Source organism: Sulfurimonas sp. (assembly GCF_019429335.1).
Lineage (GTDB): Bacteria > Campylobacterota > Campylobacteria > Campylobacterales > Sulfurimonadaceae > Sulfurimonas.
The window spans coordinates 37,071-63,893 of the sequence record NZ_JAHYJB010000007.1 but is presented as its reverse complement, the minus strand read 5'-3'; the positions used below and the strand labels follow the sequence as shown (position 1 = coordinate 63,893).

30 protein-coding genes, 1 tRNA gene and 1 pseudogene are annotated in these 26,823 nt (G+C 39.7%); 22 read left to right on the top strand and 10 right to left on the bottom strand.

Annotation, left to right across the window (positions count from 1 at the left end):
- Positions 1-2 precede the first annotated feature (2 nt).
- The 11 genes from K0A91_RS04560 to K0A91_RS04510 all read left to right on the top strand — a co-directional run bounded on the left by K0A91_RS04560 (position 3) and on the right by K0A91_RS04510 (position 8,151).
- Positions 3-314 carry a hypothetical protein gene (locus tag K0A91_RS04560; protein ID WP_295008576.1) on the top strand — a complete coding sequence of 104 codons (312 nt, stop codon included), beginning with the start codon at positions 3-5 and terminating at the stop codon, positions 312-314.
- Between the two features lie 37 nt (positions 315-351).
- A complete protein-coding gene (locus tag K0A91_RS04555) occupies positions 352-1,107 on the top strand; it encodes a phosphatidate cytidylyltransferase (protein WP_295008574.1) in 756 nt (251 codons plus the stop codon).
- A 120-nt stretch (positions 1,108-1,227) separates the two neighbouring features.
- Positions 1,228-2,298, top strand: coding sequence for a 1-deoxy-D-xylulose-5-phosphate reductoisomerase (dxr, locus tag K0A91_RS04550; RefSeq protein WP_295008572.1), 1,071 nt, complete (start codon positions 1,228-1,230; stop codon positions 2,296-2,298).
- Positions 2,288-3,085: a DNA methyltransferase gene (locus K0A91_RS04545; RefSeq protein WP_295008570.1), complete on the top strand. Its 798-nt coding sequence runs from the start codon at positions 2,288-2,290 to the stop codon at positions 3,083-3,085. Before dxr ends, K0A91_RS04545 begins: the two co-directional genes overlap by 11 nt.
- Positions 3,085-3,708 (top strand): hypothetical protein, encoded by a 624-nt coding sequence (locus tag K0A91_RS04540; protein WP_295008568.1) that lies wholly within the window; start codon positions 3,085-3,087, stop codon positions 3,706-3,708. The genes K0A91_RS04545 and K0A91_RS04540 overlap by 1 nt, the downstream gene beginning before the upstream one ends.
- Entirely contained in the window at positions 3,705-4,364 is a 660-nt protein-coding gene (locus K0A91_RS04535; RefSeq protein WP_295008566.1) for a hypothetical protein, read from the top strand. Before K0A91_RS04540 ends, K0A91_RS04535 begins: the two co-directional genes overlap by 4 nt.
- Before the next feature lie 53 nt (positions 4,365-4,417).
- Positions 4,418-4,630 carry a helix-turn-helix transcriptional regulator gene (locus tag K0A91_RS04530; RefSeq protein WP_295008564.1) on the top strand — a complete coding sequence of 71 codons (213 nt, stop codon included), beginning with the start codon at positions 4,418-4,420 and terminating at the stop codon, positions 4,628-4,630.
- Complete coding sequence (locus K0A91_RS04525) at positions 4,627-5,631, top strand: DNA adenine methylase (RefSeq protein ID WP_295008562.1); 1,005 nt, start codon at positions 4,627-4,629, stop codon at positions 5,629-5,631. Before K0A91_RS04530 ends, K0A91_RS04525 begins: the two co-directional genes overlap by 4 nt.
- A gap of 2 nt (positions 5,632-5,633) precedes the next feature.
- Positions 5,634-6,611: a tRNA (adenosine(37)-N6)-threonylcarbamoyltransferase complex transferase subunit TsaD gene (gene tsaD, locus K0A91_RS04520; protein WP_295008560.1), complete on the top strand. Its 978-nt coding sequence runs from the start codon at positions 5,634-5,636 to the stop codon at positions 6,609-6,611.
- Between the two features lie 189 nt (positions 6,612-6,800).
- Complete coding sequence (gene tpx, locus K0A91_RS04515; RefSeq protein WP_295008558.1) at positions 6,801-7,304, top strand: thiol peroxidase; 504 nt, start codon at positions 6,801-6,803, stop codon at positions 7,302-7,304.
- A 94-nt stretch (positions 7,305-7,398) separates the two neighbouring features.
- Positions 7,399-8,151 carry a TIGR04219 family outer membrane beta-barrel protein gene (locus K0A91_RS04510; protein ID WP_295008556.1) on the top strand — a complete coding sequence of 251 codons (753 nt, stop codon included), beginning with the start codon at positions 7,399-7,401 and terminating at the stop codon, positions 8,149-8,151.
- Between the two features lie 4 nt (positions 8,152-8,155).
- Here the strand turns inward: K0A91_RS04510 and K0A91_RS04505 are convergent.
- Positions 8,156-10,255, bottom strand: a pseudogene (locus K0A91_RS04505) (Tex family protein).
- Positions 10,251-11,165 (bottom strand): DUF234 domain-containing protein, encoded by a 915-nt coding sequence (locus K0A91_RS04500; protein WP_295008554.1) that lies wholly within the window; start codon positions 11,163-11,165, stop codon positions 10,251-10,253. The pseudogene K0A91_RS04505 and the gene K0A91_RS04500 overlap by 5 nt, the downstream one beginning before the upstream one ends.
- A gap of 117 nt (positions 11,166-11,282) precedes the next feature.
- Between K0A91_RS04500 and K0A91_RS04495 the strand changes: the two genes are divergently transcribed.
- The 3 genes from K0A91_RS04495 to K0A91_RS04485 all read left to right on the top strand — a co-directional run bounded on the left by K0A91_RS04495 (position 11,283) and on the right by K0A91_RS04485 (position 12,971).
- A tRNA-Arg gene (locus K0A91_RS04495) sits at positions 11,283-11,358 on the top strand.
- 60 nt (positions 11,359-11,418) lie between these two features.
- Positions 11,419-12,723 (top strand): flagellar hook-length control protein FliK, encoded by a 1,305-nt coding sequence (locus tag K0A91_RS04490; RefSeq protein ID WP_295008552.1) that lies wholly within the window; start codon positions 11,419-11,421, stop codon positions 12,721-12,723.
- The gene (locus K0A91_RS04485) at positions 12,720-12,971 is read left to right on the top strand and encodes an EscU/YscU/HrcU family type III secretion system export apparatus switch protein (RefSeq protein WP_295008550.1); all 252 of its coding nucleotides are present in this window, start codon (positions 12,720-12,722) and stop codon (positions 12,969-12,971) included. The genes K0A91_RS04490 and K0A91_RS04485 overlap by 4 nt, the downstream gene beginning before the upstream one ends.
- Here K0A91_RS04485 and K0A91_RS04480 read toward each other — a convergent pair.
- Positions 12,968-13,198, bottom strand: coding sequence for a hypothetical protein (locus K0A91_RS04480; RefSeq protein WP_295008548.1), 231 nt, complete (start codon positions 13,196-13,198; stop codon positions 12,968-12,970). The genes K0A91_RS04485 and K0A91_RS04480 overlap by 4 nt on opposite strands.
- 38 nt (positions 13,199-13,236) lie before the next feature.
- Complete coding sequence (locus K0A91_RS04475; RefSeq protein WP_295008546.1) at positions 13,237-14,460, bottom strand: DNA recombination protein RmuC; 1,224 nt, start codon at positions 14,458-14,460, stop codon at positions 13,237-13,239.
- An 85-nt stretch (positions 14,461-14,545) separates the two neighbouring features.
- Here K0A91_RS04475 and K0A91_RS04470 point away from each other — a divergent pair, with 85 nt between their 5' ends.
- Genes K0A91_RS04470 through K0A91_RS04455 form a run of 4 tightly spaced genes read left to right on the top strand, consistent with a single transcriptional unit; the run spans position 14,546 to position 17,386 of the window.
- Positions 14,546-14,737 (top strand): YwbE family protein, encoded by a 192-nt coding sequence (locus tag K0A91_RS04470; protein WP_295008544.1) that lies wholly within the window; start codon positions 14,546-14,548, stop codon positions 14,735-14,737.
- On the top strand, positions 14,737-16,107 hold the full coding sequence (gene dbpA / locus K0A91_RS04465) for an ATP-dependent RNA helicase DbpA (RefSeq protein ID WP_295008542.1): 1,371 nt from the start codon (positions 14,737-14,739) through the stop codon (positions 16,105-16,107). The genes K0A91_RS04470 and dbpA overlap by 1 nt, the downstream gene beginning before the upstream one ends.
- Positions 16,095-16,607, top strand: a complete 513-nt coding sequence (locus K0A91_RS04460) for a YgjP-like metallopeptidase domain-containing protein (RefSeq protein WP_295008540.1) — start codon at positions 16,095-16,097, stop codon at positions 16,605-16,607. The genes dbpA and K0A91_RS04460 overlap by 13 nt, the downstream gene beginning before the upstream one ends.
- 17 nt (positions 16,608-16,624) lie before the next feature.
- Positions 16,625-17,386, top strand: a complete 762-nt coding sequence (locus tag K0A91_RS04455) for a hypothetical protein (RefSeq protein WP_295008538.1) — start codon at positions 16,625-16,627, stop codon at positions 17,384-17,386.
- Position 17,387: 1 nt separating this feature from the next.
- Here the strand turns inward: K0A91_RS04455 and K0A91_RS04450 are convergent, their stop codons facing one another.
- The 4 genes from K0A91_RS04450 to gltX all read right to left on the bottom strand — a co-directional run bounded on the left by K0A91_RS04450 (position 17,388) and on the right by gltX (position 23,271).
- Positions 17,388-19,340 carry a CHASE domain-containing protein gene (locus tag K0A91_RS04450; RefSeq protein WP_295008536.1) on the bottom strand — a complete coding sequence of 651 codons (1,953 nt, stop codon included), beginning with the start codon at positions 19,338-19,340 and terminating at the stop codon, positions 17,388-17,390.
- A gap of 71 nt (positions 19,341-19,411) precedes the next feature.
- Positions 19,412-21,244, bottom strand: a complete 1,833-nt coding sequence (locus K0A91_RS04445; protein ID WP_295008534.1) for an ATP-binding cassette domain-containing protein — start codon at positions 21,242-21,244, stop codon at positions 19,412-19,414.
- 98 nt (positions 21,245-21,342) lie between these two features.
- Positions 21,343-21,879 (bottom strand): alpha/beta hydrolase, encoded by a 537-nt coding sequence (locus tag K0A91_RS04440; protein WP_295008533.1) that lies wholly within the window; start codon positions 21,877-21,879, stop codon positions 21,343-21,345.
- Positions 21,880-21,882: 3 nt separating this feature from the next.
- Positions 21,883-23,271, bottom strand: coding sequence for a glutamate--tRNA ligase (gltX, locus tag K0A91_RS04435; protein ID WP_295008532.1), 1,389 nt, complete (start codon positions 23,269-23,271; stop codon positions 21,883-21,885).
- An 88-nt stretch (positions 23,272-23,359) separates the two neighbouring features.
- Between gltX and K0A91_RS04430 the strand changes: the two genes are divergently transcribed.
- The 3 genes from K0A91_RS04430 to K0A91_RS04420 are packed head-to-tail and all read left to right on the top strand — an operon-like array spanning position 23,360 to position 25,185.
- A complete protein-coding gene (locus tag K0A91_RS04430) occupies positions 23,360-24,196 on the top strand; it encodes a peptidylprolyl isomerase (RefSeq protein WP_295008531.1) in 837 nt (278 codons plus the stop codon).
- On the top strand, positions 24,196-24,639 hold the full coding sequence (locus tag K0A91_RS04425; protein ID WP_295008530.1) for a dCMP deaminase family protein: 444 nt from the start codon (positions 24,196-24,198) through the stop codon (positions 24,637-24,639). Before K0A91_RS04430 ends, K0A91_RS04425 begins: the two co-directional genes overlap by 1 nt.
- A 3-nt stretch (positions 24,640-24,642) precedes the next feature.
- Positions 24,643-25,185, top strand: a complete 543-nt coding sequence (locus K0A91_RS04420; protein WP_295008529.1) for an iron-sulfur cluster assembly scaffold protein — start codon at positions 24,643-24,645, stop codon at positions 25,183-25,185.
- Here K0A91_RS04420 and arsC read toward each other — a convergent pair.
- A complete protein-coding gene (gene arsC / locus K0A91_RS04415; protein ID WP_295008528.1) occupies positions 25,182-25,535 on the bottom strand; it encodes an arsenate reductase (glutaredoxin) in 354 nt (117 codons plus the stop codon). The two genes, K0A91_RS04420 and arsC, sit on opposite strands and share 4 nt — an antisense overlap.
- 183 nt (positions 25,536-25,718) lie before the next feature.
- Between arsC and K0A91_RS04410 the strand changes: the two genes are divergently transcribed.
- The gene (locus K0A91_RS04410) at positions 25,719-26,174 is read left to right on the top strand and encodes a hypothetical protein (RefSeq protein WP_295008527.1); all 456 of its coding nucleotides are present in this window, start codon (positions 25,719-25,721) and stop codon (positions 26,172-26,174) included.
- Positions 26,175-26,376: 202 nt separating this feature from the next.
- Here the strand turns inward: K0A91_RS04410 and K0A91_RS04405 are convergent, their stop codons facing one another.
- Positions 26,377-26,811: a DUF4395 domain-containing protein gene (locus K0A91_RS04405; RefSeq protein ID WP_295008526.1), complete on the bottom strand. Its 435-nt coding sequence runs from the start codon at positions 26,809-26,811 to the stop codon at positions 26,377-26,379.
- Positions 26,812-26,823 lie beyond the last annotated feature (12 nt).

The following is a 26,823-nucleotide window of genomic DNA, read 5'->3' as shown; positions in this document are numbered from 1 at the left end:
AAATGGCAGTAGGATTAGTTGGAAATGCGATATATGTTAATCAGCAAACTGCAAGTGTTTCCTCGCTTGTAAATGCTCATAACAACCGTATAGATTTTCAAAACATGGCGGCTCAGGCCGCGGCTCAAGAGAAAGAGAAAGAGGTTATGGAAGTTCGTCCGGCAGAAGAGGTTCATGCAATCGACCCAGACAGTGAGCATCAAAAAAATGAGGCAGACCAAGAGACCGCAAGAAATGAAGAGCACAAAAAGCCCGAGAAAGAGGAAGAAAAAGAGAGTTACCCGCCTCTGCACATACTAGATATTAAAGTGTGATAGGCTATAATTGCCTAATTTTAATTGGGGATTGCAGATGAGCATATTTACAAGTTCTAAAGAGAGAGTGACTACGGGTCTAGTCCTCGTTGCTGCCGTACTTCTTATCGGTATTATAAACAACTTCTTTTTGATGTGGCTTTTTTTGGGAACCGTCTATATTTTGGCGTTTCAAGAGGCTATGAGGCTTTTTGGTATTCAAAACAAAACCCTGATTTACTATGCGGCTGGGATATGGCTGATTGCCTCTATATATCCATACAGTGATGACCTTTTTGTTTTAGCGGGTGTTGCATATGCGAGCGCCGTTGCTTTTAATAGAACGCTTACTTGGAAAAACTTTCTGCCGTTTATCTATCCAACGGCAGGTATGCTTTTTATACTTACGATGTACCAAGAGTATGGAGTTATCTCTCTTTTATGGCTTTTGGTTGTTGTTGCGGCGACCGATATCGGAGCTTATGCGGTCGGTAAAAGCATAGGCAAAACCCCATTTAGTGAAACCTCTCCAAACAAAACAATGGAGGGCGTTGTAGGCGGAATAGCCGTAGCAACTGTTGCAGGTATGTTTGTAGGACTAAGCATAGTCGATTTGGGCGTATCTCTTATCATCTCTTTTATGGTAGCTGTGAGCTCAATCTTTGGAGACCTTTTTGAGAGTCTCTTAAAAAGAGAAGTTGGCGTAAAAGACAGCGGAGATATACTCCCGGGTCACGGCGGTGTTTTAGACCGCATCGACGGATATCTTTTTGGCGCGATAGTTATGCTTGTGCTTCTTCGCGGACTGGTTTGATTTGATACTATTTTATTTTAAAACACTAAATGAGCAAAGCCCATTTAGCTACGCTAACGCTTTGTTTAATTCGGCATTAAGCCCACGCAATCTTGTTGCTTTAGTATCAAGGAGAACTCCTTGATACTCCTCGGCTCCACAGGTTCAATCGGCGTAAATACTCTTGAAGTTGCCAAAAAATTCTCAATGGGCGTTGAGGTACTTGTTGCAGGAAACAATATAGAACTCCTAAATAAACAGATAAAAGAGCACAATCCAAAAAAAGTCGTTATTGCAAACAAAGATGACATCCATAAGGTAAATCACAGTAGCGTAACTTGCGGGCAAGAGGCGATTTTAAGAGCTATTGAAGAGTCTAGCAGTGAGCTTGTTGTAAACGCGCTTGTGGGCTTTTTAGGACTGCGTCCTACGCTTACTTCTCTTGCATGCGGAAAAAAAGTCGCCCTTGCTAACAAAGAATCGCTTGTTGCATGCGGAGCATTTATAGATACTTCAAGGATTCAACCAATAGACAGCGAACATTTCGGGCTTTGGTACTTGATGCAAAGCAGACCGATAGAGAAGATGATAATCACCGCAAGCGGCGGCGCATTTAGAGATTGGGACATTGCAAAACTTCAAAACGCAACTTTGGCAGATACTCAAAAACATCCAAACTGGTCGATGGGGCAAAAAATCACCATAGACAGCGCAACAATGGTGAATAAAATATTTGAACTATTAGAGGCTAGATGGCTTTTTGGAGAGGGCAGATACGATGCTATTATTGAGACAAAATCACTTATTCACGCGCTAATCGATTTTAAAGACGGCTCAACCACCGCACATTTTGCCAATGCAAGTATGCAGCTCCCTATCGCTTTTGCGCTTGATTGCAAGATGAGTGAAAATATTTTGCAACATGTAGATTTGCTAAAAGTCGGCTCTTTGGAGTTTCGAGAAATCACGCAAGACAGATACCCGATTTGGCGTATTAAAGAGGAACTGCTAAAAAATCCTGCAAAGGGAGTGGTTGTAAATGCCGCAAATGAAGCCGCGATAGAGAAATTCATAGCCAAAGAGATAGGTTTTATGGACATAGCTAAAATAGTCATTGGAGCGTATGAGAAGTTTGACATTTTGCCAAAAAACGTTGATGACGTATTTGCCGTTGATGAAGAGGTTAGGGATTTTGTAAAAAATGAAATTTAATGATTTAGATATGAAAAGTTGGAAAGAGTCAGATATAAACACAGATTCGCTTTGGGTTATAAACGAAAGAGATAAAAGCGGAAAACATAAAAATGTTTATCATGGAAACTTTATTCCACAAATCCCAAATCAACTTTTAAAGCGATACACAAAAGAAGATGAGATAGTTTTAGAACCTTTCATGGGGAGCGGAACAACACTTTTTGAATGTGAAAAACTTCGTCGTAAATATATAGGTTTTGATATAAATCCACAAATGCTAGAGTATGTCAACAGCAGCATGCGTGATGAAAAATATGCTGATAATTTTTACATAAATGACTGCAACTCACTCGATAGTTTGCAAGTCGATGAGAATATAAAAAAAGCAAATGAAAAATTCAATTCCTCACAAGTACAATTCGTACTTATGCACCCACCGTACATGGACATAGTGAAATTTACAGAAAATGAAAATGATTTATCTCAGATAGACAATATTGATGAGTTTGTAAATAAATTTAAAATTATCTGCGAAAACTCTTTGAAACATTTAGAAAAAAACAGATATTTTGCTATTGTAATTGGTGATGTATATAAAAACAGTGAAGTAATACCGCTTGGCTTTTACTGCATGGATATGATAAAAAGAAATTTCAAGGTAAAATTAAAAGGCACTATCATCAAAAACATAGAAGGCAATCGTGGAAAGCTCGGTGTTGGCGGTATTTGGAGATACAGAGCTTTAAATAGTGATTATTATATATTTAAACATGAGTATATTTTTGTGTTTAAGAAAGAGTTTTGATGGATTTACTAAGAGTTGAGAAAGAATTAAAGAAAAGGTTATGTTACCCATATAGATGGGGCAGAAAACAATCCGATTCTTGGGATAGAGATACAAACTTTATATATAAAACATATACTTTTGAAAGCTTATTGAAAAAAACAGAGCAATTTAGTCAAGAACTTAGAGATTACGCATTAAACCGTTGGTACAATTATTGGTCAGCCATGGTAGCGGAAGATATTTTTACATCACATGATAATGTTGAAGCAAATAAAAATATTTATGACAAATTGATTGATTTTAAAATCACCGATATTCCTTTTGATCACAAAACATCAATTTTTCCAAAAGGATTTGGAAAACCTTATGAATATGCTAAGGAACATAAAAAAGAGTTGATTCAGTGGCTTTATGAAAATCAGAGTCAAGAAGGTAGAAAACATTTAAAAAATAGATTATTTGTTGTTCTATATGATGGTTTAGAAATGCAACATTGGAAGATGAAATCAGAGATAATTCAATTGAAATCATCAATAGACATATATATCAATAACTTTTCTACTGAAAATCTTTGTAAATTAGATTTTGGGGCAGGAGAAGTTTTGTCTGATATTATATGGTTACAAAAGGGTAAAAATTGAATCCATTTAAACCGAACACAACCTCGCATAATGATTGGGAAGTTTTAAAAGATTTAAATTGGCATTGTACAAAATGTGAGTTAAAATCGGGGCAAGCAAAAACATGGCAAGTGTGGCGACATAGTGGCATACAATTGGCGAAAGATGAAAAAGATAATTTTTATAAAGTTCGATTTTGCAAAACTTGCGATATGAATACAGTTCATAGAAAATTAGAGACATTAGAAGTTTTGGATGATACAAAAGTGAGAACAGGGATTCCAGTAAGTCTCGCTAGAAAAATCAAAATACTTTATAAAAATGTAGAAGCTCTATTTTTAAGAGAATTCGCACCAAAAGAGTTAGAAATTGACCATAAGTTTCCACAAATTAGATGGGAAAATGATGAAGAAGAAAATAAAGTATCCATGAGTGAAGATGAAATAAAATCAAAGTTTATTTTACTTACCCGAAGTAATAATTTACTCAAATCACGACAATGTGAAAAATGTGTTAAAACTGGAGAAAGAGGAAACTTTCTAGGGATTTATTTTTGGCATGTCGGCGATAAGAGTTGGCAAGGTAAATCAAAAAGTGATGAGAGTGGATGTGTTGGCTGTTTTTGGTACGACCCATATAAATGGCGGGAAGAATTAAATAAAATAGTTAATAAATAAAGATTAAAAAGTTAATAAAATATTTGTATTTTAAGTTAAGATAGGATATAATTTTGAAAATAAACAAATTCAAGGTAAAAGAATTGATGGCACAAAAGAAGATAAATAGTCAGATTGAATTGGCTGAGATGCTTGGCATTTCAAAAAATCAATTATCAAATATCTTGTCTGAAAAATTCAATCCCATTAAAAGTAATGTTGTAGAACTTGCAGAGTTTTTTGATATTAGTCCCCTTGAAATCATAAAAGAAAAAGAGAAAAAATGAACTACATCGGCTCAAAACTCAAACTAGCATCGTTTTTAAAAGAAGGAATTATAGATGTTGTAGGGGATGATTTATCCCAGAAGGTATTTTGCGATATTTTTGCGGGGACGGGGATTGTCGGGCGGATTTTTAAAAAAGATGTCAAAAAAGTTATCAGTAATGATCTGGAAGATTATAGCTATGTACTTAACAAAAACTATATCCAAAATCATAAAGAGATAAAAAATAAAGAAGATTTTATAGAAGAGCTAAACTCTTTAGCACTTATAGACAGTGGTTTTATCTACAATCATTACTGCATGGGTAGTGGGAGCGGGCGACAATATTTTAGCGATATTAACGGTAAAAAAATAGATATGATGAGAACAAAGCTAAAAGAGTGGGGGGAACGCAAAAAGATAGACGACAGCATGTACTATTTTCTGTTGGCTTCACTTTTGGAGAGTGCCGATAAAGTCGCAAATACGGCTTCGGTTTACGGAGCATTTCTAAAGCATCTTAAAAAATCGGCACAAAAAGAGCTTGTTTTGGAGCCTGCATATTTCGAGCTTAACGATAACTCTCATGAGGTCTATAAGAGCGACAGCAATGAGTTGATAAAAAAGATTGAGGGGGACATTTTGTATCTTGATCCACCCTACAACCAAAGACAATATAGTGCGAACTACCATATTTTAAATACTATCGCACTTTATGATGAGTTTGTTCCAAAAGGCAAAACCGGACTTAGAGAGTATAATCGCTCTAGTTATTGCAAAAAAAATGAAGTTGCACATAGCTTTGAAGAGCTTATCAAAAATGCGAACTTCAAATATATCTTTTTGAGTTATAACAACGAGGGGCTTATGCGCGAAGATGATGTTAAAAATATCATGTCAAAGTACGGTAAATATGATTTGAAAACGAAAGAGTATCAGAGGTTTAAAGCAGACAAGACTGCGAACAGAAACCACAAAGCAGATTTGACTTATGAGTATCTGCACATTTTGCAAAAGGATTAGATTTGATATTAAGTATTGAAAGCTCATGCGACGACAGCGCTATCGCTATAACAGAGATTGCCACAAAAAAGCTTCTTTTTCATAAAAAAATATCGCAGGAGTTGGAACACAGTGTTTACGGCGGTGTCGTTCCAGAACTGGCAGCCAGACTTCACGCAGAGGCTCTTCCTCGTATTTTGGAGGAGTGCAAGCCCTATTTCAGCGAGTTAAAAGCTGTTGCGGTTACTACAACTCCAGGTCTTAGTGTCACGCTTGTAGAGGGCGTCGTTATGGCAAAAGCCCTCTCTATTTCACTAAATATCCCCATTATAGGCGTAAATCATCTTGTTGGGCATATCTACTCTCTTTTTATAGAGAAAGAGACGCACTTTCCGCTTACCGTCTTGCTTGTCTCGGGTGGGCATACTCAGGTTATGGAAGTTAAAAGTCTAGGGGAGATAAAAACTGTTGCCAAAAGCATGGATGACAGCTTCGGGGAGAGTTTTGACAAAGTTGCAAAAATGATGAAACTAGGCTACCCTGGAGGGCCAGTTATAGAGAAACTTGCAAAGGACGGTGATAGAAAAAGGTATAACTTTACGGTTCCGCTTCACCAATCTCCGCTTATAGCTTTTTCATATTCAGGACTGAAAAACTCTGTAAGGCTGGCAGTTGAGAGTGCGTTTGAGGATGACTATAAAGATATTGCCGCTTCATTTGAGCATATAGCAACGGCGCATATCATCCAAAAACTAAAGAAATATTTTAAAGATGTTACGCCGCAAGCATTCGCAATAGTAGGCGGAGCGAGTGCAAATCTATATCTGCGATCACAAATAGAGGGGCTGTTAAAACCTTACGGCGCATCACTGCTTCTAAGCGAGTTGAAATACTGCTCGGATAATGCAGCAATGATAGGGAGGGTGGCTTTAGATATGTATGAAAAGGGCATGTTTAGTCTGATTGAAGAGTTAGAAGTTTGTCCAAAAAGTGTCATTTAGCTTAAAGAACACTTAGTATAAACTACTCTTTTTCTAATTAAGAGTTAAGTTATCCGATTTAAAATATACTTCCCGCACAAAATATAGTGAATCATTTGACACGAATGTGTCAAGCTTTAGTGCCTTAGCGGCTAGCGTAGATGGTGGAGTTACCTCCGACATCGTTTAAAATATTATTAAGGAGCCAAAATGGCAACTACAAAATTCAAGGGTACAGACGTAGAGTTATTAGGAAATCAGGTAAATGTAGGTGACAAAGCACCTGAAGTTACAGTCGTAAATTCGGCTGGTTTAGGTGATGTAGTAGTTGGTGGCGCTCAAGGAGTTAAGCAACTGATTGTAGTTGTTCCATCATTAGATACCGGCGTATGCGCTACAGAGACTCGCAACTTCAATGCCAAAGCAGCTTCATTAGAGGGTGTTGAAACTACTGTTGTTTCTATGGATTTACCATTTGCTGCAGGAAGATTCTGTGCTGCAGAGGGAATCGATAAGTTGACTGTTGCATCTGACTTCAGAAACAAAGATTTCGCTAACGCTTACGGTGTTTTACTTGGCGGTTCTGTTCTTGCCGGTGTTACATGTAGAGCAATCTTCGTAGTAGACGCTGATGGTGTTGTTACTTATAAAGAGATTGTTCCGGAAATCACAGAAGAGCCAAACTACGATGCTGCAATCGCCGCAGTTAAATAATTATTCTCTTTCTCCTTCTTTTATAGGGCTTTTGCCCTATACCAATCAAGCAAAATTTTGATACAATAATTGTAATTTATATAAGGATTGACCAATGAAAAAAGTTTTTTATTCACTTACATGTACGGCACTTTTAGCTTCAAGCGTAATGGCGGATTTTACGAGGGTTGAAATGGGCGCGGGAGCTTGGATGCAGACTCCAAAGGGTAGTGCAAGTTACACCGACGGCGGAGCTAATGGTAGTTATACATCGAGCGAAAATGACAAGACTGAGACATATGTTTGGGCTCTTATAAAACATCCGGTTCCGATTTTGCCAAATCTTAGAGTTGAGTATGTTTCTATAGAGGAGAGTGGTTTGGCAACTGGGCAGTTTAAAGATTTTGATATTGGAGCAAATACATCGGCACTCTCTTATGATATGAAACAGTATGATATTATTCCATACTACAATATTCTTGACAACACCTCTTGGATTACACTTGACTTGGGACTGGATATTAAAATCGTTGACGCATCCTACAGTGCATCTCCTTCGGGGACATTTACCGGCTATAGCGACAGCGTGACTTTTGCCGTTCCGCTTCTGTACGTTAGAGCAAGAGTTGAGATCCCCTCAACAGATATAGGTTTAGAGACGGACGTAAAGTATGTAACTACAGGTGACTCTACGGTTTATGACATAAGAGCAAAAGTTGATTATACGTTTGATTTTACCCCTGCCGTTCAACCTGCTTTAGAGGTCGGTTACAGAGTTCAAAAACTAGATATTGATGAAAGCAGTGTGGATGCAAAACTGGACATCGATTTTTCAGGCTTTTACGCAGGTTTAATGCTTCGTTTTTAAGAGCTTAGCCTACAAGGCTAAGCCCCACTTTCCCTCTCTCTTCATCTATTGAGACAACCTCGATTTGAGGCAGATACTGGTTTAGAGAGAGCACCTCAAGCGGATGAGAAATTTTTGTTGCGCTCATTTTTGAGATGTGAATCATGCCGTCATTTTTAAGCCCGATATCCACAAATGCCCCAAAATCGGCAATATTTCTTACAACTCCAGAGACAAAACTTCCTACACTCAGCATTTTAATATCTGTTATGCCCTCTTTAAACGGGATGGGCGGCAACTCTTCTCTTGGGTCAAAACCGGGTTTTTGCAGCTCTTTGATGATATCTTTTAGCGTCTCTTCTCCGACGCCCAACTCTTTTGCTTTTTACTTGATATCAACAGTTGCCAAATCAATAGCGAGAAGTTTTTTAGCAACTTCGTAACTCTCAGGATGGATTCCGCTGTTGTCAAAAATATTTTTGGAGTTTTTGATGCGGATAAATCCTACGGCCTGCTCGTACGCTTTTTTGCCCAAACCCTTTACTTTCAAGAGTTGCTCTTTTGTGTAAAAAGCCCCGTTTTCTTCTCTAAAAGCGATTATATTTTGGGCTATTTTTACACCTATACCTGCAACGTAAGCCAGAAGCGAGAGAGATGCGGAGTTTATATCAACTCCTACGCGGTTTACGAGATCTTGCGTAACATCGCCCAGTTTTTTCTCCAAAAGTTTTTGGTCTACATCATGCTGATACTGCCCGATACCTAAACTTTTCGGGTCTATTTTAACAAGTGCAGCCATCGGGTCTTGAAGTCTTTGAGCGATAGAGATAGCGCCTCTTATGGTTACGTCAAGATTCGGGTACTCCTGCGAAGCAATCTTTGAAGCGGAGTAGACGGATGCACCTGCTTCTGAGACGACCGTGTAGTTTAGTTTCGCATTCTCATCCCTGTTAAGTCGTGCAAAAAACTCCTGCGTCTCTCTTGAACCTGTTCCGTTCCCGATAGCCACACCCGTTATGTTATATATGGAAGTTAGTGTTAGTACTCTGTTTTTGGAGTTTTCATAATCCTTCTGAGGCTCTGTCGGATAGATAACGCATGACTCAAGGTAGTTTCCGTTTTCATCAATAACGGCCAGTTTACACCCCGTTCTAAATGCAGGGTCAACGCCCAATATAACTCTTTTTGTAACAGGTGGAGTCATAAGAAGTTGATTTAGGTTTTTTCCAAAGACCGAAATTGCGGCTATGTCGGCTCTCTCTTTTAACTCTCCTTGAACTTCTCTCTCAAGGGAAGGAAGCATAAGCCTCTTTAGTCCATCTTTGTAAGCTTCAAAAAGCAGTTCTTTTGAACTTGAAGCATTGCGGGGGATTTTGTACTCTTTTATATTTGCTTCAATGTAATCAGTATTGATAGTTATCTTTACGGAGAGCTCCTTTTCTTTAACCCCGCGCATTATGGCAAGATAGCGGTGAGACGGCATGTGAGCCACTTTTTCACTTTTACCCGCAAAGTTTTTAAAAGTTCCGTTTTCATCAAAGTTTTTTCTCTTTTTAATCTCTAAAACTCCATGGCGAAGCATGTTGTTTCTTATGGACTCACGCTCACGAGGCATATCGGCATAACGCTCTGCCAAAATATCCTGCGCACCCTGCACCGCTTCATCTACGGAGGGGATACCCCCTTTTACAAACTCTTTCGCCTTTGCTTTGAATTCGGCTTCGCTAAGTCGCACTTTTTCTAAAATATCTGCAAGAGGAGAGAGACCATTCTCTATGGCAGTTGCCGCACGAGAATTTTTCTTCTCTTTATATGGACGGTAGATATCCTCTAAAACACGCAAACTATCAGCATCTTCTATGCTTTTTTTGATTGTTTCGCTCAGAGTTGCTCTCTCGGCAATAAGCCTTAAAATCTCCTCTTTTCTCTCTAAGAGTTTTTTGGCACTAAGAAACAGAGTCTCAAATTCACGGAGCACTTCATCATCCGCTCCGCCCGTCATCTCTTTGCGATAGCGTGCGATAAACGGGATAGTAGCACCCTCATCAAGAAGCTTTAAAATATTTTCTACATGTTCTTTTTTTAAAGCAGTTTTTCTGGTTAGTAAATTTATTAAATTGTTAATATTTTTTTCCTACGCACTCTATAAAATCTTTTTCGCTCAAATCTTCTATTAGTGTTTTAAAGTTTTTCAGCGCAAAGAGTTTTACATCTTCGCCCTTTAAGGCTTTTAGCTCGTTTGAAAAGCCCCCTTTGGAGACTATAACATAGATATTAGGCGTTAGCTCGGCTAAGCGACACTGCTCTTGAAGCTTACTCAGCTCACTCTTTTTTGCTTTTTGGTTGGAGTATTTGCATACTCCCGCAACGACTTTACCCGACTTTGTCTTTGCTAAGATGTCGATTTGCGTATTTCTATCCCAATAGCTTCCAATCTCTACAATCGGGTCATCTTTGAGGCTCTTTTTTATAAGCTCATGGGAGAGTTTTTTAAAAGTAAGTTCGTAAAAATCGCTTTTGCGATTGGCAAAAGATTCTGTTGTTTCTTTGAAATCGCCATCTTTTATGCTTTTGAAGTATGGTGAGACAAAAGCAAACCAAAAGCGCATAAAAGGGGTGTTGAAGTTTAGTCTCTCATCTACCTTATCATCTTCAATCGGCGGAGATTCAAGCGAGTACTCACGTTTTAGAAGATTTTTGTCACAGAGTTTGTCAATGGCTCCCTCTCCCTCAACCCTTGAGATGCGTGCCCGCTTTAGTGCGGAGTGAACTTTGCCGTCTCCTGCCGCGATAGCGCTTAATATGGAGTGGCTAATTTTGTCGCTTTGTGTAAGTTTTGTAATATCGCCGTGAATATAGGTGTAGTTTTTTAAAACCTTGCTCTCTATCAACTCTTCAAGCGATTTGCTCAAGTCAACGCTCCAGCTCATGCCGCCAAAAACAGAGAAATACTCTATTGCACCACCAAGTTCTTGTGGCTTGTTTTGAAAACAAAAGGAGCGAAACTGCTCTAGAAGTGAAGGTTGTTTTGCCATGAAAAAGCCTTTTATTATTTTTTGAAATTATACTTGAATAAAAATTATATAGCATCAAAAGAAGCGTTGATTTACAAAATGAAAGTTTTTAATGCTAGAATTCTACTCTTATAATTTCTCCTCATCGCTTAATAGGATAAAGCAGTCCCCTCCTAAGGGATAGCTCGAGGTTCGATTCCTCGTGGGGAGACCACTCAGACTATCTTCAAAAACCCATTTCCATCTTTTTATTTGAGAAATGATATACTTTAACATGATTAATCTATCTACAAACAAACAGCTCGGCGTTACTCTTGCAAACACTAACAGAGCGTTGGCGGTTGTTTTAAAAGAGGCGACACCAAAAGAGATGGAGACGATTTTAAAAGATAAAGATTTAAAGTCCGTTATAAACTCCATGCTCAAAGGAAGCATTCAAAACTCAGAGTCCGACAAAGCTCTTTTAAATCTTGCAAAAAACAATCCAACGCTAAAAGATTTGGGCAATGTTTCAAACACCGTAAAAGAGCTTTTAAATGTGCTAAAGAGCGAAAAAAATCCACTGCCCATTGAGAGCGCCTTAAAGAAGTTTCTCGTCGATATCAAAGAGCTTAGTGAGCCTCTTTTAAAACAGAAGCTTGAAAATTCGGGTGTTTTTTTAGAATCCAGACTCAAAAATGCGCAAAATCCTCAGGTCGAGCTTAAAAACATCCTTATCTCGCTTAAAAAAAGTATAGAAAAAAGCGAGATTCCAAGCGTAAAACTTCTTGCTCAAAATATAAAAGAGATGTTGGCTACACCTACTTTAAAAGAGGCATCAAACAGCGCTCTTTTGCAGGCTCCCAAAAACGAGAAAGCTGTTTTGGCATTATTGGCAAAAGACGTTGAAAATATTGTCTCAAAACTCTCAGAGCAGTTAAAAAGTGCAGACATCATAACGACTAAAGGTTTTGAGAAACAGCTCTCAAAAGCAGACCCGCTCTTTTCGAAAGAGACCGCAGCTCTCATTCCTAAACTCTCCCACTTTAGCGCTGTGCAAAAGCTCTCGGCGGATGAGAGTGTCAAGGAGATTTTATCACAAGATTTAAAAGCTGTTTTACTAAAGGCGGGCGAGGAGATGGCAAAATCACCGCATCCAAATCAGGCAGAAATTTTAAAACATGTAGACAAACTGCTGCTTCAGATAGATTACTTTCAGATGCTCTCCCACCTCTCAAACTCCTCCTCGCTCTACCTTCCATTCTCATGGGATAGCCTTGAGGAGGGAAGTATTAACATTAAAAAAGATAAAAACAGCGTCTTTTACTGCGATATAGATTTGAAACTAAAAGAGTATGGGGAGCTAAAGTTAAAACTCGCACTTTATGAGGAGAATCAGATAAATATTCACATCTACTCGGATAGTTCTGAGTTTAAAGAGATTGTAAAAGAGAGTATCGCTTCTTTGCGTTCTGCTTTGATTGAATCACAAATTACGCCAAGAGAGATACGCATTTTTGATACTCCAAAGAAAAGTCCCATCTCATCCTATGAGACGCCACCGCAAGAGATTGATATGGGATTTGAGGTAAAAGTATGAAAAAAGCAGCAGCTCTCAGATATGACAAAGATAGAGAGAACGCTCCTAGAGTAGTTGCCAAAGGGGAGGGAAGAAGCGCGGAAAATATTATAAAAATCGCCGAACTTCACAATCTTCCCATCAGAAAGGATGAGGATCTCATAGAGCTGCTCTCAAAAGTGGAGCTTGACAAAGAGGTTCCGGAAGCTCTTTATAGGGCTGTTGCAGAGGTGTTTAGTTTTATCTATAAGGTGAGCAAGAAGAGTTAGAAATCCTGATACTCTTCTATTTGTGTTACATCTATTCCTTTTTCTTTGAGTTTATTTCCTATCTCAAGAACGATTTTATTATATTTTTCTGTCTCTAAAAATCCTTTATATGAGTCAAGCTTCCCCTCGTACACTTTTGCCGCGATATCTTGAATTGCTCCAAGAGCTTTTTTAAGCTCTTCATCCAAAAACTCAACAGTATCGCCTAAAATTTCCTCTTCTTTCATGTCTTCTCCTTTTTTATTTTTAAAGTGAATTATAACTTTTAATATTCAATCTTGTCGGTTATATGTTCTGGCAGATTTTTGCTATTTGCCGCTCCGAGTTTTTCCAACTTTTGAAACTGGCTTGTAATGCTTCCGCTGCCTGAGTGGAGTTTAGAGAAGGTCTCATCGTAGGTTTTTTGAACGGTTGTTATCTGATTTCCGAGTTTCTCGACACTCTCAATAAATCCAGCAAATTTGTCAAAAAGTAGCCCTGCACGTTGTGCAATTTCCTGTGCATTTTTTTGCTGGCGTTCATATTTCCAGCTATTTTCAACTGCACGAAGCGATACCATCAAGGTTGTAGGACCTACTAAAATAACATTTCTTTTAAAAGCATGGTCAAATAGTGAGCCGTCATACTCCATCGCCATAAGTAGCGCACTCTCAATTGGCACGAACATAAAGATAAAATCGAGTGTTTTTATGCCCTTTAGATTTGTGTAATCCTTCTCACTCAGCTCTTTTATATGCTTTTTCATAGAAAGCACATGTGCCATAACAAATTGCTCTTTTTGTTCCTCATCCTCATCCGACGAATAGCGTTCATAGGCAACCAGAGAGGTTTTGGCATCTATGATTATATCCCTGCCATCAGGAAGATGCACCACAACATCGGGGCGGTAACGGCTGCCGTCGCTCTCATGCTCTAGGGCGACCTCTCTCTCATACTCTTTTCCAAGCCTTAAACCGGAGTGTTCAAGCACGCTCTCTAGAACCATCTCACCCCAAACTCCCTGTTTTTTGCTCTCGCCTTTGAGTGCTTTTGTGAGGTTTTTGGCATCTTTGCTCATCTGATGGTTTATCTCTTTGATGCTTCTTATTTCGGCTTGAAGCATGGAGCGGTCTTTCGCCTCTTTGATGTAGACATCATCAATCTGCTTTTTAAACTCTCTGAACTGCTCTCTCATGGGGTCTATCATCTTGGAGATATTTTCTTGATTTTGCAAAGAGAACTTCTGTGAGTTGTTTTCTAGAATTTTTTGAGCAAGTTCTTGAAACTCCAGTCTCATCTGCTCTCTGCTTTGTTCTAGCAGTTCAAATTTCTCTCTGTTTTTCTCATTTATGCCATCAATACGCTCCTCTAAGACAGCGTTTTTGTTTAAGAGAGCGGTTGATTTTTCAGCTTCATGACGCAGAGAATTTTTTAAATTAATTACAGCCGTAATCCAGACACCAAGTGCGCCAAAGAGCAAACCTATTATTACATAGAGGGCTTCAAACATCTTACATATTCTCCAAATTATTGCCGTATTGTAGCATAACGCATAAAATAGATATAATTGCATATATGAAACAGAGGATACCCCTATGGACGGTACAAAAAGAGCAGAGATTAGAAGCGGGATGAGCGTAGCGATAGTTCTCAAAGAGGATCAGGCGACGGGGAAACTTACCGATGGCATAGTCCGCGATATTTTGACAAAATCATCTTCGCATCCACATGGAATTAAAGTTCGTTTGATGAGCCGTGAAGTCGGCAGAGTAAAGAAGATACATTAATGGATACAAGAGATTTTTCAAACCTTCCTCTTAGCAAAGAGATGCTCCATAACCTAAATGAAATAGGTTATAAAGAGATGACGCCGATTCAGGAGCAGAGCCTGCCTTACATACTTGAGGGCAGGGATGTAATTGCTCAGGCAAAAACGGGAAGCGGCAAAACGGCGGCTTTTGGTATCGGGCTGCTTCACAAACTTCAAGTCAAAAAGTTCAGAGTCCAGTCTTTGGTGCTCTGCCCGACACGAGAGCTTGCAGATCAGGTTGCACGTGAGCTTAGAATGCTTGCGAGATTCGCTCACAATATAAAGATTCTGACGCTTTGCGGCGGAAGTGCTTTCGGTCCACAGTTGGGCTCTCTTCGTCATGGCGCGCATATCATTGTAGGTACTCCGGGGCGCATTTTAAAGCATCTTAAAAAAGAGACGCTCTCGCTTGAAGATGTTGATATGTTGGTTTTGGATGAAGCGGACAGAATGCTCGATATGGGTTTTAGCGAGGAGATAAACGAGGTTTTAAAGTTTGTTCCAAAATCTAGACAGACGCTTCTCTTTTCGGCTACATATACGGATGAGATTATGGATATCAGCGCATCAATCCAAAACAGTGCCATAAATATAAAAACCACTTCTACCGAAGTTGCCAACAAGATTATAGAGCGATTTTACGAGGTGCAAAACTCACAGAAGATAGAAGTGCTTATAAATATTTTGAGTAATTTCAAGCCAGATAACGTTATAGTGTTTGCTAACACAAAGGCGGAGGTTCAAGAGATTGCCCAGACTTTGCAGAAAAACAGAATCGATGCGCTGGCTATTCATGGGGATTTGGAGCAGTATGAGAGAAACGATGTGTTGGTGCAATTTGCTAACAAAAGCTGTAGGGTGTTAGTGGCAACAGATGTCGCGGCACGCGGACTTGACATCAAAGAGCTCTCAATGGTTGTGAATTACGACTTGCCCCATAGCGAAGAGATATACACGCACCGCATAGGCAGAACAGCTCGCGCGGGAGAAGAGGGGCTGGCTTTTACCCTTTTTAGTGCTTATGAATCGGACAAGGCGGATGAGTATAGAAAGGAGAGCCGTCTTTTTGAATCTGCCGACACTTTAAAAGCAGTAAACGGCTTTGAGATGAAGCCGCAGAACATAACGCTTGTCATCGAGGGCGGCAAAAAAGATAAAGTACGCGCGGGAGATATTCTCGGTGCACTCACCGGTGAAGCGGGACTAAGCGGCGATGTTATAGGAAAGATAGATATCTACGACAGACAGAGTTATGTTGCCATAGAAGCTCTCAAAGTTGATGAGGCACATGATAAGCTTAAAAGTGGAAAAATCAAAGGGAAGAAGTTTTCAGTTTGGATTCTCTAAAATATATAAGTCACTATCCGCAGGATATAAAGATGCAAGTGCAGGAGCTGATAAGAGAGAATAAACTTGCACTTCATCTTAAGAACAAGTATCCAACTGCACATGCAATTAAAACGGATAAAGCGCTTTTTGCCTATATAAACGACATTAAAAACAGCTACATAAAAAATGCGCCGACTCTAAGCAAAGTTCTTTATGACGGTAAGATAAACGTTATTCACAATGCTCTTGGAACGCATCACTTTATCTCAAGGGTTCAGGGTGCAAAACTAAAGAGCAAAAACGAGATACGCATCGCTTCTATGTTTAAAAGTGCGCCTTTGGAATTTTTGGAGATGATAGTGGTGCATGAGCTCTCCCATTTTAAAGCAAAAGAGCATAACAGAGCGTTTTACTCTCTATGCGAGTATATGCAGCCCTCCTACCATCAGGTGGAGTTTGATGTAAGGCTATACTTGACACAGATGGAGATTTTCTCCAAGATAGAGGAGTGGAGTTAGCAGATGAGGAGCTATTTATGAGAGAAGAGACAAGTTTAGCTATTATAAAAAGTATTGCTGATTCGCAAAATGATTTGATTGCTGTTTTTAATAACGGCGAGCCTGTTCTGATAAACAAAGCATTTGAGAAGTTTTTTTCAGTCTCATCACTTGATGAGTACAAATCAAGCTTTGGTCTCTTTGTCGATAATTTCGTTCCCCATCCGCACTATTTTCACAAAGATAAGATTAAAGACGCAAGCGTCTGGTTTGACGCAATCCTAAAACTCCCAGAGATGGAGCGTGTTGTGAGCATGATGACGCCAAGTTATGAGCCGCATGCTTTTGGTGTTCAAGTTGAGAAGATAGAGGAGTATGTTGTTGTGGTACTTGAGGATATTACGCAGACTCTTATAAAACGTATTATGATTGAAAACAATACAAATATCGACAAAGGGAGCGGTGCTTATGCCAAGAACTACTTTTTGCAGGTTACACAAAGTTATCAGGATGCTGCACAATTTAGCAAAAAAATAGTCAGTGCGATTTTAATAAAAACAGACAAAAATGATGAATTAGCTCTGAGAGATTTAGCTGATTATTTTAAGAGCATTATCAGACAAGACGATATGCTGATTCGCTGGGGAGAGAGCTCTTTTTTGCTTATATTTCTTGTCGATAATATTTCAAATGCGCAGAAGATGTTAAAGAAGCTCTATGCAGACGAGTGCAGTTTTGTGCTTACAACTCAAAGAGAGAGCGAGAGTATCAAAGAGCTTATAAAAAGAGTTGAGAGCTGATTTAATTCTCTTTGTTAAAGAAACGGTATCTGTTTCTTCCGTTCTCTTTTGCCTCATACATTGCCGTATCAGCATTTTTAAACAGTGTCTGTCGGTCAAGCCCGTCCTTAGGATAGATTGCAATGCCTATTGAGGCTGTTACATGCATTTCACTTCTGTTGAATTCACACGGTGTATCGCTTACTTTAAGAAGTTTTTCGGCTATATGTGAAGCGCCGGAAGGGGGCGTATTTGGCAGCAGAAATATAAACTCATCGCCGCCAACGCGTGAAACTGTGTCTACTTCGCGTAAAACAGCATTAAATCTTTTTGCAAGTTCAATAAGCAGAGCATCGCCGGCATCATGTCCGAGTGTATCGTTTGCCTCTTTGAAAAGATCCAGATCCAAAAAGAGAATGCTCAACTTCTCGCTGTTACGTTTTGCCATCCTTAAGGCATAGTCGAGACGCTCCTCAAGCTGATATCTGTTTGGAAGCCCGGTAAGAGAGTCAAAGCTAGCAAGAAAGTGGATACGCTCTTCTGCGCGTTTTCTGTCGGTAATATCCTCTTTTATTGCCATATAGTGAGAGATTGTTCCATCGGCTTTAAAAATAGGTGCCGCCTTTACCCCCTCAATGTACTCTATGCCGTTTTTGCTTTTGTTTACAAACTCCCCATGCCATGTTTTCCCAAGCTTTATGCTCTCCCACATGTCATCATATACTTTTGGGTCTGTTTTACCGGACTGTAAGAAGCGCGGGTTTTTGCCTATAGCCTCATTTTTTGCATAACCTGTAATTTCACTAAAGGCTTCGTTTACATACTCTATATTTCCATCAAGATTTGTAATTATGATGCCGCTTGGACTCTGCTCAACCGCTTGGTAGAGCCTTGTCAGCTCCTGAGTTTGTATTTTGAGAATATATCTGCTTTTAAAGAGCATTAAGATAATAAAAAGCAGTAAAAACTGTACAACTAAACCTGCCGCCGTCATCAAGAGAGGATAGATTACATCTGCAGAGTTGTCAAACTCCTTTGTGCTTGAGAAGCGTATGCGCCACGTTGCATTATTCAGCTCAACACTTTTTTCGGTATTGAATTTTGATCTGTATGAGTTTGGTTTGAACGACCTATAAAGCAGATGTTCTTCAGAGGTATCCTCACCGTCATATATTTCAAAGTTTAAAATTGATGATTTTAAAACGATTTTATTCATAAGGTCGTTCATACGAAAAGGACTGTATACAAAGCCTACAAGAGCTTTTCGTCTCTCATCTACGCTTTGGGTCTTTGCCCCTTTTTTGTATAAAGGAAGATACATCAACATTCCTGCCTGCACGTCTTCATCAATCTCCTGAACAAGGATTACTTTTTTGGATATAGATGCCTTTGCGGTGTCTCTTGCCCTCTCCATCGCAGCTCTTCGAACCGGTTCTGAAAACATGTCGTATCCAATCGCCGCTCTGTTTCGCTTATCCATAGGCTCAAGGTAGAGTATAGAGCTGTATTGTCCACGTTTGCCTAATGGTTTGATGGAGAATGATTTAAATCCGTCCTTTCTCATCTCCTCTTCTATTTGCGCCACTTCTGAGGGGTCAATCATCTTTGAAAAACCGATACCTTGGACACCTGGGTAATTATTTTTAAGATTTAACTTTTCTACAAAGTCATGCCACTCTTTGCGAGTTATACTTTCGCTTGCGTGAAACAAGCCTATTCCGCCATGGACGTGAAATAAGGCTATTCCGCTATGAAGGAGCGTTTCGTACTTTAGCATTCGTTTGTTGATGCTCTCTATATTTTCATTTACGGCAGCCTCGAACTTTTCTGTTGCGAGAAAATGGTAGTATTTATTTGCGGCATTCCAAATAATAGCTCCGACTAGAAGCGAGAATAGAACTGCTAACGAGATGGTTGCTCTGTTATAGACGAAACCGTTTCTTAATGGCGCTAGGGAGTGATTGCAATTTGTCACGCTTTGAACCCTGTTGTTTTAGTTAAATATATTTTATATGCTAGCATAAATTAAAAAGTCTTCTGTTGCGACTACTCAACTTCTGCTATCTTTTTGTCGTAGTCGTTTGTAATCTCATCAAATTCATTTTGTAAAATCTCTAAGAGTTCAAACATCTTCTCAACCTCTTTTTGCTCTAAAGAGACTAGTTTTGAAAACTCTATAATTTTAAAACTGTCACCTTTTGTTGTTGCCTCAAGAAGCTTTTTTTGATGAGAAGCTAAAGTCTCTTCGCTCTTTATGATAGAGGCTTCAAGTTTGTCAATCTTTTTTCTCATCGGCGAAATTAGTTTGTTTTTGTCTCTAATTAGGTCAGCTTTTGCTTTTTTGCTATTTTTAAAGTTTGTTTTGGGCTTTTGCTTGCCCTTCTCTTCATTCTCTTCCTCTTCCCAGCCCATTTTTTCTAAGAACAGGTCATACCCTCCGTCAAAATACTCTGCACCGTTTTTTGTAAATATGATAAGCCTGTCACATGTACGGCGTAGCAGCTCTTCGGAGTGGGTTACGACGATTACGGAGCCTTTGAAGTTTTGGATTGCTACCGTCAGTGCTTCTATGGAGTCCATGTCTAGGTGGTTTGTAGGCTCATCCAAAAAGAGGAGGTTTACATCACGAGCTAAAATTTGCCCTAGCATGACACGGCTTTTTTCGCCGCCTGAGAGAAGAGAGACTTTTTTATCTGCACTATCTCCGCTAAACATCATAGAACCCGCAATAGAGCGAATATTTTGCGCGGAGAGTTTCGTGTTGGCGGAGTGAATCTCGTCCAAGACGCTACTGTTTGGATGCAGTCTTGCGATATTTGTCTGCCCGAAGTGCGCAAATGCTGTGCTTGTGTGCATATGAACCTCACCGCTAAGCGGCTTTAACTCTCCTGCAATTGTATTTAGCAGGGTTGATTTACCTTTACCGTTTTTTCCGATAATCCCAAGACACTCGCCCTTCTCAAGCACGAAAGAGATATTTTTAAAAAGAATGTTCTCAAGCGTATATCCGAAACTTAGATTTTTAACATCAAGCAGAACTTTTGCCGGAGTATCTTTGTAGTTAAAATCAAATTCCAAAGATGAGTCGTACCCTAAATCTTGAAGCAGATCCATCTTCTCAAGCTGTTTTACTTTCGACTGTGCAAGAGCGGCGGTTGAAGCACGTGCTTTGTTTTTTGCAATAAAATCCTCAAGCTCTTTTACTTTCTTATCCTGCGCTATCTTCTGTTTCTCGTGCAGCTCATCATTGGCTTGGAGTTGCTCGTAGTATTTGTGCGTATCTCCGGCAATAACTCTTAGATTTCTGCGTACAATCCCCATGGTATGAGTAGTGACGGCGTCCATAAAATCTCTGTCGTGAGTAACAAGAATTACCTCACCCTGAAATGCTTTTAAAAAACTCTTCAGCCATCTAAGTGAGAGGATGTCGAGGTAGTTTGTAGGCTCATCAAGAAGCAGCAGGTTCGGTTCAGTTACTAAAAGTTTTGCAAGATTTATGCGGATTTGATAACCGCCAGAGAAGGAGAGCGGGTCTTTTTCTAAATCTTCTTGCGTAAAACCCAAACCAAATAAAATCTTCTCTACGCGGTAGATATCATACTTCATTTCCTCTTCAAGCGCTAACGCCGCCTCTTCTCTTAGCGTGGTCTCGGTAAAGACAAGATGCTGTTTTAGGGCACCTATTTTATACCCTTTTGGTATAACTACTTCGCCGCTATCGGGAGTATCTTCACGCAGTATAAGCTTAAAAAGCGTTGATTTTCCGCTTCCGTTACGGCCTACTAAACCTACTTTGTTGCCTGAGTTTAGTTTAAAGTTAAGATTGCTAAAAAGCTCCTGTTTGCCGAAACTCTTTGAGATGTTTATTAGTTGTATCATAAGACTCTTTTTTTTATTTTATTACGTATAAAGGAACAAAGTCCCTTTATACTGCGCTAGCTGCTAAGGCACTGAAGCTTGCTGTACAAAGCGGCAGATTATTGTGTGTTTTTTATCTCTTCTAGTATCCATCGCCATTCGCCGTAACCGCTGTCTCTGTTTATATGTCCTGCGTTTTCTAAAACTTTCATCTCTATACCGAGTGTTTTTTGAAGTTCTATAGCTTCATCTTGTGACATGTAAGGATCGTTAGTCGAGGTAATAAGCATCTGCTTTTTTGCATAAAGTTTTTTAGGAACACTGCATGGAAAAAAGCTCTCAAGCTCCTCTATGCTGCACTCCAAACTTGGAGGAGCAACAAGAAAAAGATTTTCTATCTCCTCTATTTTGCACTCATTGCAGAGATGAAACCAGAGTATATTTGCCAGTGAGTGGCAAACAACGATATCTGGTTTAAAATCGTCCAGTTCTTTGGTTAACTCAACTAACCACTCATCTTTGTTTGGAAAGTCAATGTTACTAAAGTTTAAAAAACTGACACAGCCATAATCTTTTGCAATCTCAGATGCCAACCAACTCTGCCAGTGCGGAAAATCACTCCCGCCCCAGCCGTGAAGGATTAAAATCCTCTTCATTTTTTATGAGTGCTTGGCAATAGCGTTTGTGATGCGCAGCATCGTCTCGTCTCTGCCGATTATCGCCATAACGCTATCAAGTCCCGGACCGCTCATTTTGCCCAAAAGTGCCACGCGCAAAGGCTGACCGATTTTTCCAAAGCCTATCCCCATCTCATCAACCACTTCTTGCATAAGATGGTGATAATCGCTTGGAAGATGAAGCTCTTTTGCGGCAGATACTTTTGCACCGAAAATATTTAAAATTTCCAGCGCATTGCCTTTAAGCGCTTTTTCTACGGCTGTTTGCTCATAATAAGTCGGAGTGGTAATAACCTCATAGACAAGGGCTGCCATCTCTTTTAGAGTCTTTGCGCGCTCTTTTATGGCATCTAGCAAGATCTCTTTTTTGTCATGGGAGGCAAGCAGCAGACCATACTGTTCAAGAAGCTTTGCTAGCTCGCTGTTTGGAGCATTTTTGATATAGTGGGAGTTTAGCCAGTCAAGTTTTTCGGTGTTGTAGATAGATGCCGACTTGTTGATGTTTTTAGGGTCAAAAAGCTCTCTCATCTCATCCATGGAAAAAATCTCTTGATCCCCATGGCTCCATCCAAGACGTACTAAAAAGTTCAAAAGTGCTTCGGGAGTATATCCCATCTCTTTGTACGCCATAACGTCTGTCGCGCCGTCACGTTTGGAGAGTTTTTTCCCCTCTGAATTGTGAATCATCGGAACATGATGAAAATTCGGCATATCAAATCCGAGTGCTTCATAAATAATAATCTGTTTTGGTGTATTTGAGAGATGGTCGTCCCCGCGTATAATCTCGGTGACTCCCATAAGATGGTCATCAACCGCTACGACAAAGTTGTATGTAGGAGAGCCGTCGGCTCTGGCGATTACAAAATCATCTAAAATATCTTCAGCTCTAAAAACAATGTCGCCCTTAACGCCGTCTCGTACGATGATATCTCCGCTAAGAGGTGCTTTTATGCGGATAACTGGTTTAACGCCCTCGGGAGGAGTGCCTTTAAAATCACGATATTTGCCGTCATACTTTGTACGCTCTTTGTTTGCGCTCTGCGTCTCTCTAAGTTCCGAGAGCTCCTCTTTTGACATGTAGCATCTGTAGGCTTTGCCCTCTTCTAAGAGCTGATTGATATATTTTGCGTATATCTCATCTCTTTGAGATTGGTAGATTATCTCGCCGTCATGCTCCAAGCCAAGCCAATGAAACGCATTGACAATTGCCTCTGCCGCTTCCTGTGAATTTCTTGCTTTATCGGTATCTTCGATGCGAAGAAGAAATTTCCCGTTATGTCTTCTTGCCCAAAGATAGGAAAAAAGAGCTGTTCTTAAACCGCCGATATGTAAATAGCCCGTAGGACTTGGAGCAAAACGAGTGACAACCATAAAAAGCCTTTGGTAAATAGTTATGGAATTTTAGGCTATCATTTGTTAAAAGCGGGTAAAATACTCCTTTTAATTTACAGGATGACAGATGTATAAAATATTTTTATCTCTTTTTTTTGGCGCACTGCTTAGTGCGGAGCTAATAAATGGGGTCAGCGTGGTTGTAAAGGGTGAAGCAATTACTCTTCGTGATGTTAAAGAGGAGATGCACATGTCGAATGTCGATTCGGCTACGGCAATTGATATTTTGATACGAAAAAAGTTAGAAGTTGCTGAGATAGAAGAGCGAAAAATAAGCGTTGCGAGCGCCGAAGTTTATGATGATATCAAAAGAGTGGCAGCTGCAAACAAGATGAGCATAGATGAGTTTTATGAGGCTGTGAGAAACTCAAACGGACTTAGTTCTGCAGAGTTGAAAGAGAAGACAAAAGAGAAACTTCTCTCACAAAAGCTTTACTCATCGATAGCCTACTCATCTGCAGAGTCTCCGAGTGAAGATGAGATGAAAGAGTATTATAAACTTCATAAAGATGAGTTTTTACGTCCAATAGCTTTCGTTGCTACGACTTACACCTCAAAAAATAGAGAGCTTCTTCAAAAAAAGATAAACACTCCTGTGTTTCACTCAAATGAGATAAAAACAGAGCAGCAAACTCTCCCGTATAATAGAATTTCTCCTGAACTTGCAGGGCTTTTGGAAAAAGCTGATGTGAATACATTTACCCCTGTTATCATGAACAACAAGGGCTCTTTTGTCACATTTTACGTCAAAGAGATTCAAAAACCGAGCAAAACCGGCTATGAAGATGTTAAAGAGCAGATTAAAAACATGATAATGGGACAGAAAAGGGAGCAGGTTTTAAGCGACTATTTTGCGAGGCTAAGGGGCAACGCAGATATTAAAATCCTTAGAGAAGTTGAGTAATGCTAAGCGATGAAAATTTTATAAATATAGCCAGAGAGATAGCTAGCGCTTCAAAGTGCGTCTCTAAGCAAGTCGGTGCCGTTATCGTAAAAGAGGGAAGAATCTTAAGTACTGGCTACAACGGCACGCCTGCAGGCTATATAAACTGCCGTGAACATTGGGACTCAGAGTATACTTCAGAACATCATGAGTGGTCGAAAACATACGAGATACATGCAGAGATGAATGCTATCATCTGGGCGGCAAGAAAAGGGATCTCAATAGAGGGTTCAACGATATATGTAACGCTTGAACCATGCAGCGAATGCAGCAAAAACATTATAGCAAGCGGAGTTGTTAGGATTGTTTATCTTAAACCTTATGAGCACAACCACTCTGCAATTATTTCAAAATTTATTAAAGACAACAGCGTAAGTATAGAGATGCTTGGTCAAAAAGAGTAGAAAATGAATGAACAAAAAGAGTTAGAAGCGGAAATCGGCAAACATTTTATGCAGCCCGAAAACTACGGGAAGCTTGAAGACGCGGACTGTGTCGGGGTGGGGATAGATCACGGTACAAAGAGTTATGTTATTCTGTATATAAAAAGAGATGAGCATACCATCTTGGATGCAATGTTTGGAACAAACGGTACGCAGGATACTACGACTCTAGGTTCACTATTTACAGAGATGATAAAGGGTGACACGATTGAGGGTGCGATAGAGATAACATCGTCATTGGAGAGAGATTTGCAGGCTAGCTATGCTGCAATTCCCGCTCCAAAGGTTGACACAACCAAACCCGAAGGTGAGCAGGTTGAGCGTATCTCAACCGAGTATCAGGACAGCGCCAATATGGTTCTCACCGCATTTCGCGCCGCAATGCGCCACTATGAGCGCAAGCAGAGCGGCATAGAAGAGGAGCAGTTTGAGATGAGTATAGTTAAAACCTGCCCATACTCGACAAAAGAGTGCAACTTGGTTAAAAAAGAGAAGAAGAACTCCTAGTTCTTTAAAAACTCGGCAATTCTCTCGCTAGGTCTTCCTATAATCGCTATATTTCCCTTTATAATTATAGGGCGCTCTATTAGTTTTGGATGTTTTGCCATAGCTTCTATAAGAGCCTCGTCACTCTTCTCATCCATAAGATGGAGCTCTTGATAGATATCCTCTTTTGTTCTCATCAGCTCTCTTGGCTTGATGCCGAGCATTTTTAAAATAGTTTTTATCTTATTTGTGTCAGGTTTCTCTTCTAAATATTTTACCACCTCTGCTTCGCACCCGTTCTCTTGGAGTATCGCCATAGCTTCGCGTGATTTTGAGCATTTTGGATTGTGCCATATTTTTACTTCTTGCATTTTGACCTCTTTTTTGCCGGTATTTTACACTATAATTGAAAAACAGATATTTTTATAACCATACTTACTCACTTAGGCTTCACCTTAGGGTCAAATCTCGCGTGCGATGACCCTAAGGTTGCAGAACCGTTCGTTTCGTATGGCTATAAAAGAGGTATAAAAAAACAGACATTGGGGGATTTTATGGTAGATGCAGTGCTTTATGTTCATATATTGGGGGCAACTGCCTGGATAGGAGGCTCACTGCTTCTGTTTGCTCTTGGCATACTTCTAAAAGGCAAAGAGGCGCAGGAGCAGACATATGAACATCTTGGGCCGCTTTATGGATATTTTGAAACATTCTGGCTGGCGGTTTTGCTAAGTACGGGGGCATTTCTCTTCTTTAACTTCAACCTTATCTCAGTACTAACGCTCGATATAGACGAATCAACATTGGGCTACATGATGAGCAACAAGCTCTTTTATGTAGGAGCTATAACGCTCTTTACGATTATTCATATGAGAATTGCGCTAAAGACACACAAGAGTGAGCGTACAATGGTTCAAAAGATTGTATCTCGTGCCAGTTCTATGATGATATTTATTTTAAATCTTATTGTGCTTTGGTATGCGATGCAGTTAAGACACATCCTCTCTTAGAGAGAAAAGTTCATAAAATATCTATGAATCTCGAAAAACTTGTTTTTACTAAAGAAACTTTTTTGCTTCGCAAAAACCGCTTTCGCTAGTTTTCGTAGCTTTTAGGTATGCTAACCAATGGCATACTCCATGATAAGGGGGTTGCAAGGGACAGATGTCCCTGCCACAGAAACGGACGCGTTCGTTTCTGTGCATAATACATTTAGAAAAGTTTTTTAAACCTTTTTAAAAGTATATATATCTGACACCCTATGCAGTAGTTGAACGCAACCTCTAAAAATGCGCAGATTACAAGGACTGCAACGACTAGAGCAGCAACAACCACTTCCCCTGAGGCAAACATCAAAAAAGATATAAATACAAACACAAAACCCATTTTAAGGGCAAACTCTTTAGGTCCCGCATCTATATCCTCTTTTTTAAGCCCTAGCGTTTTTGCGATAAGTCTTGCCAGATGAAATAGAGGGCTTGCGTTTTTGTAGCTAAGAGAGCGTACTAAAAAGTCATAGAGCAGAATTGCTAAAAGCCAGAGCTGCGGAGATATGATAAATATAACCCCTATAGCAGAGACCAAACCCGCCATAATTCTGACTACGTTTTGGTCAACTTTTTTAAAATTTACAGGACAAGACCCCATCTGTTTTTCCTT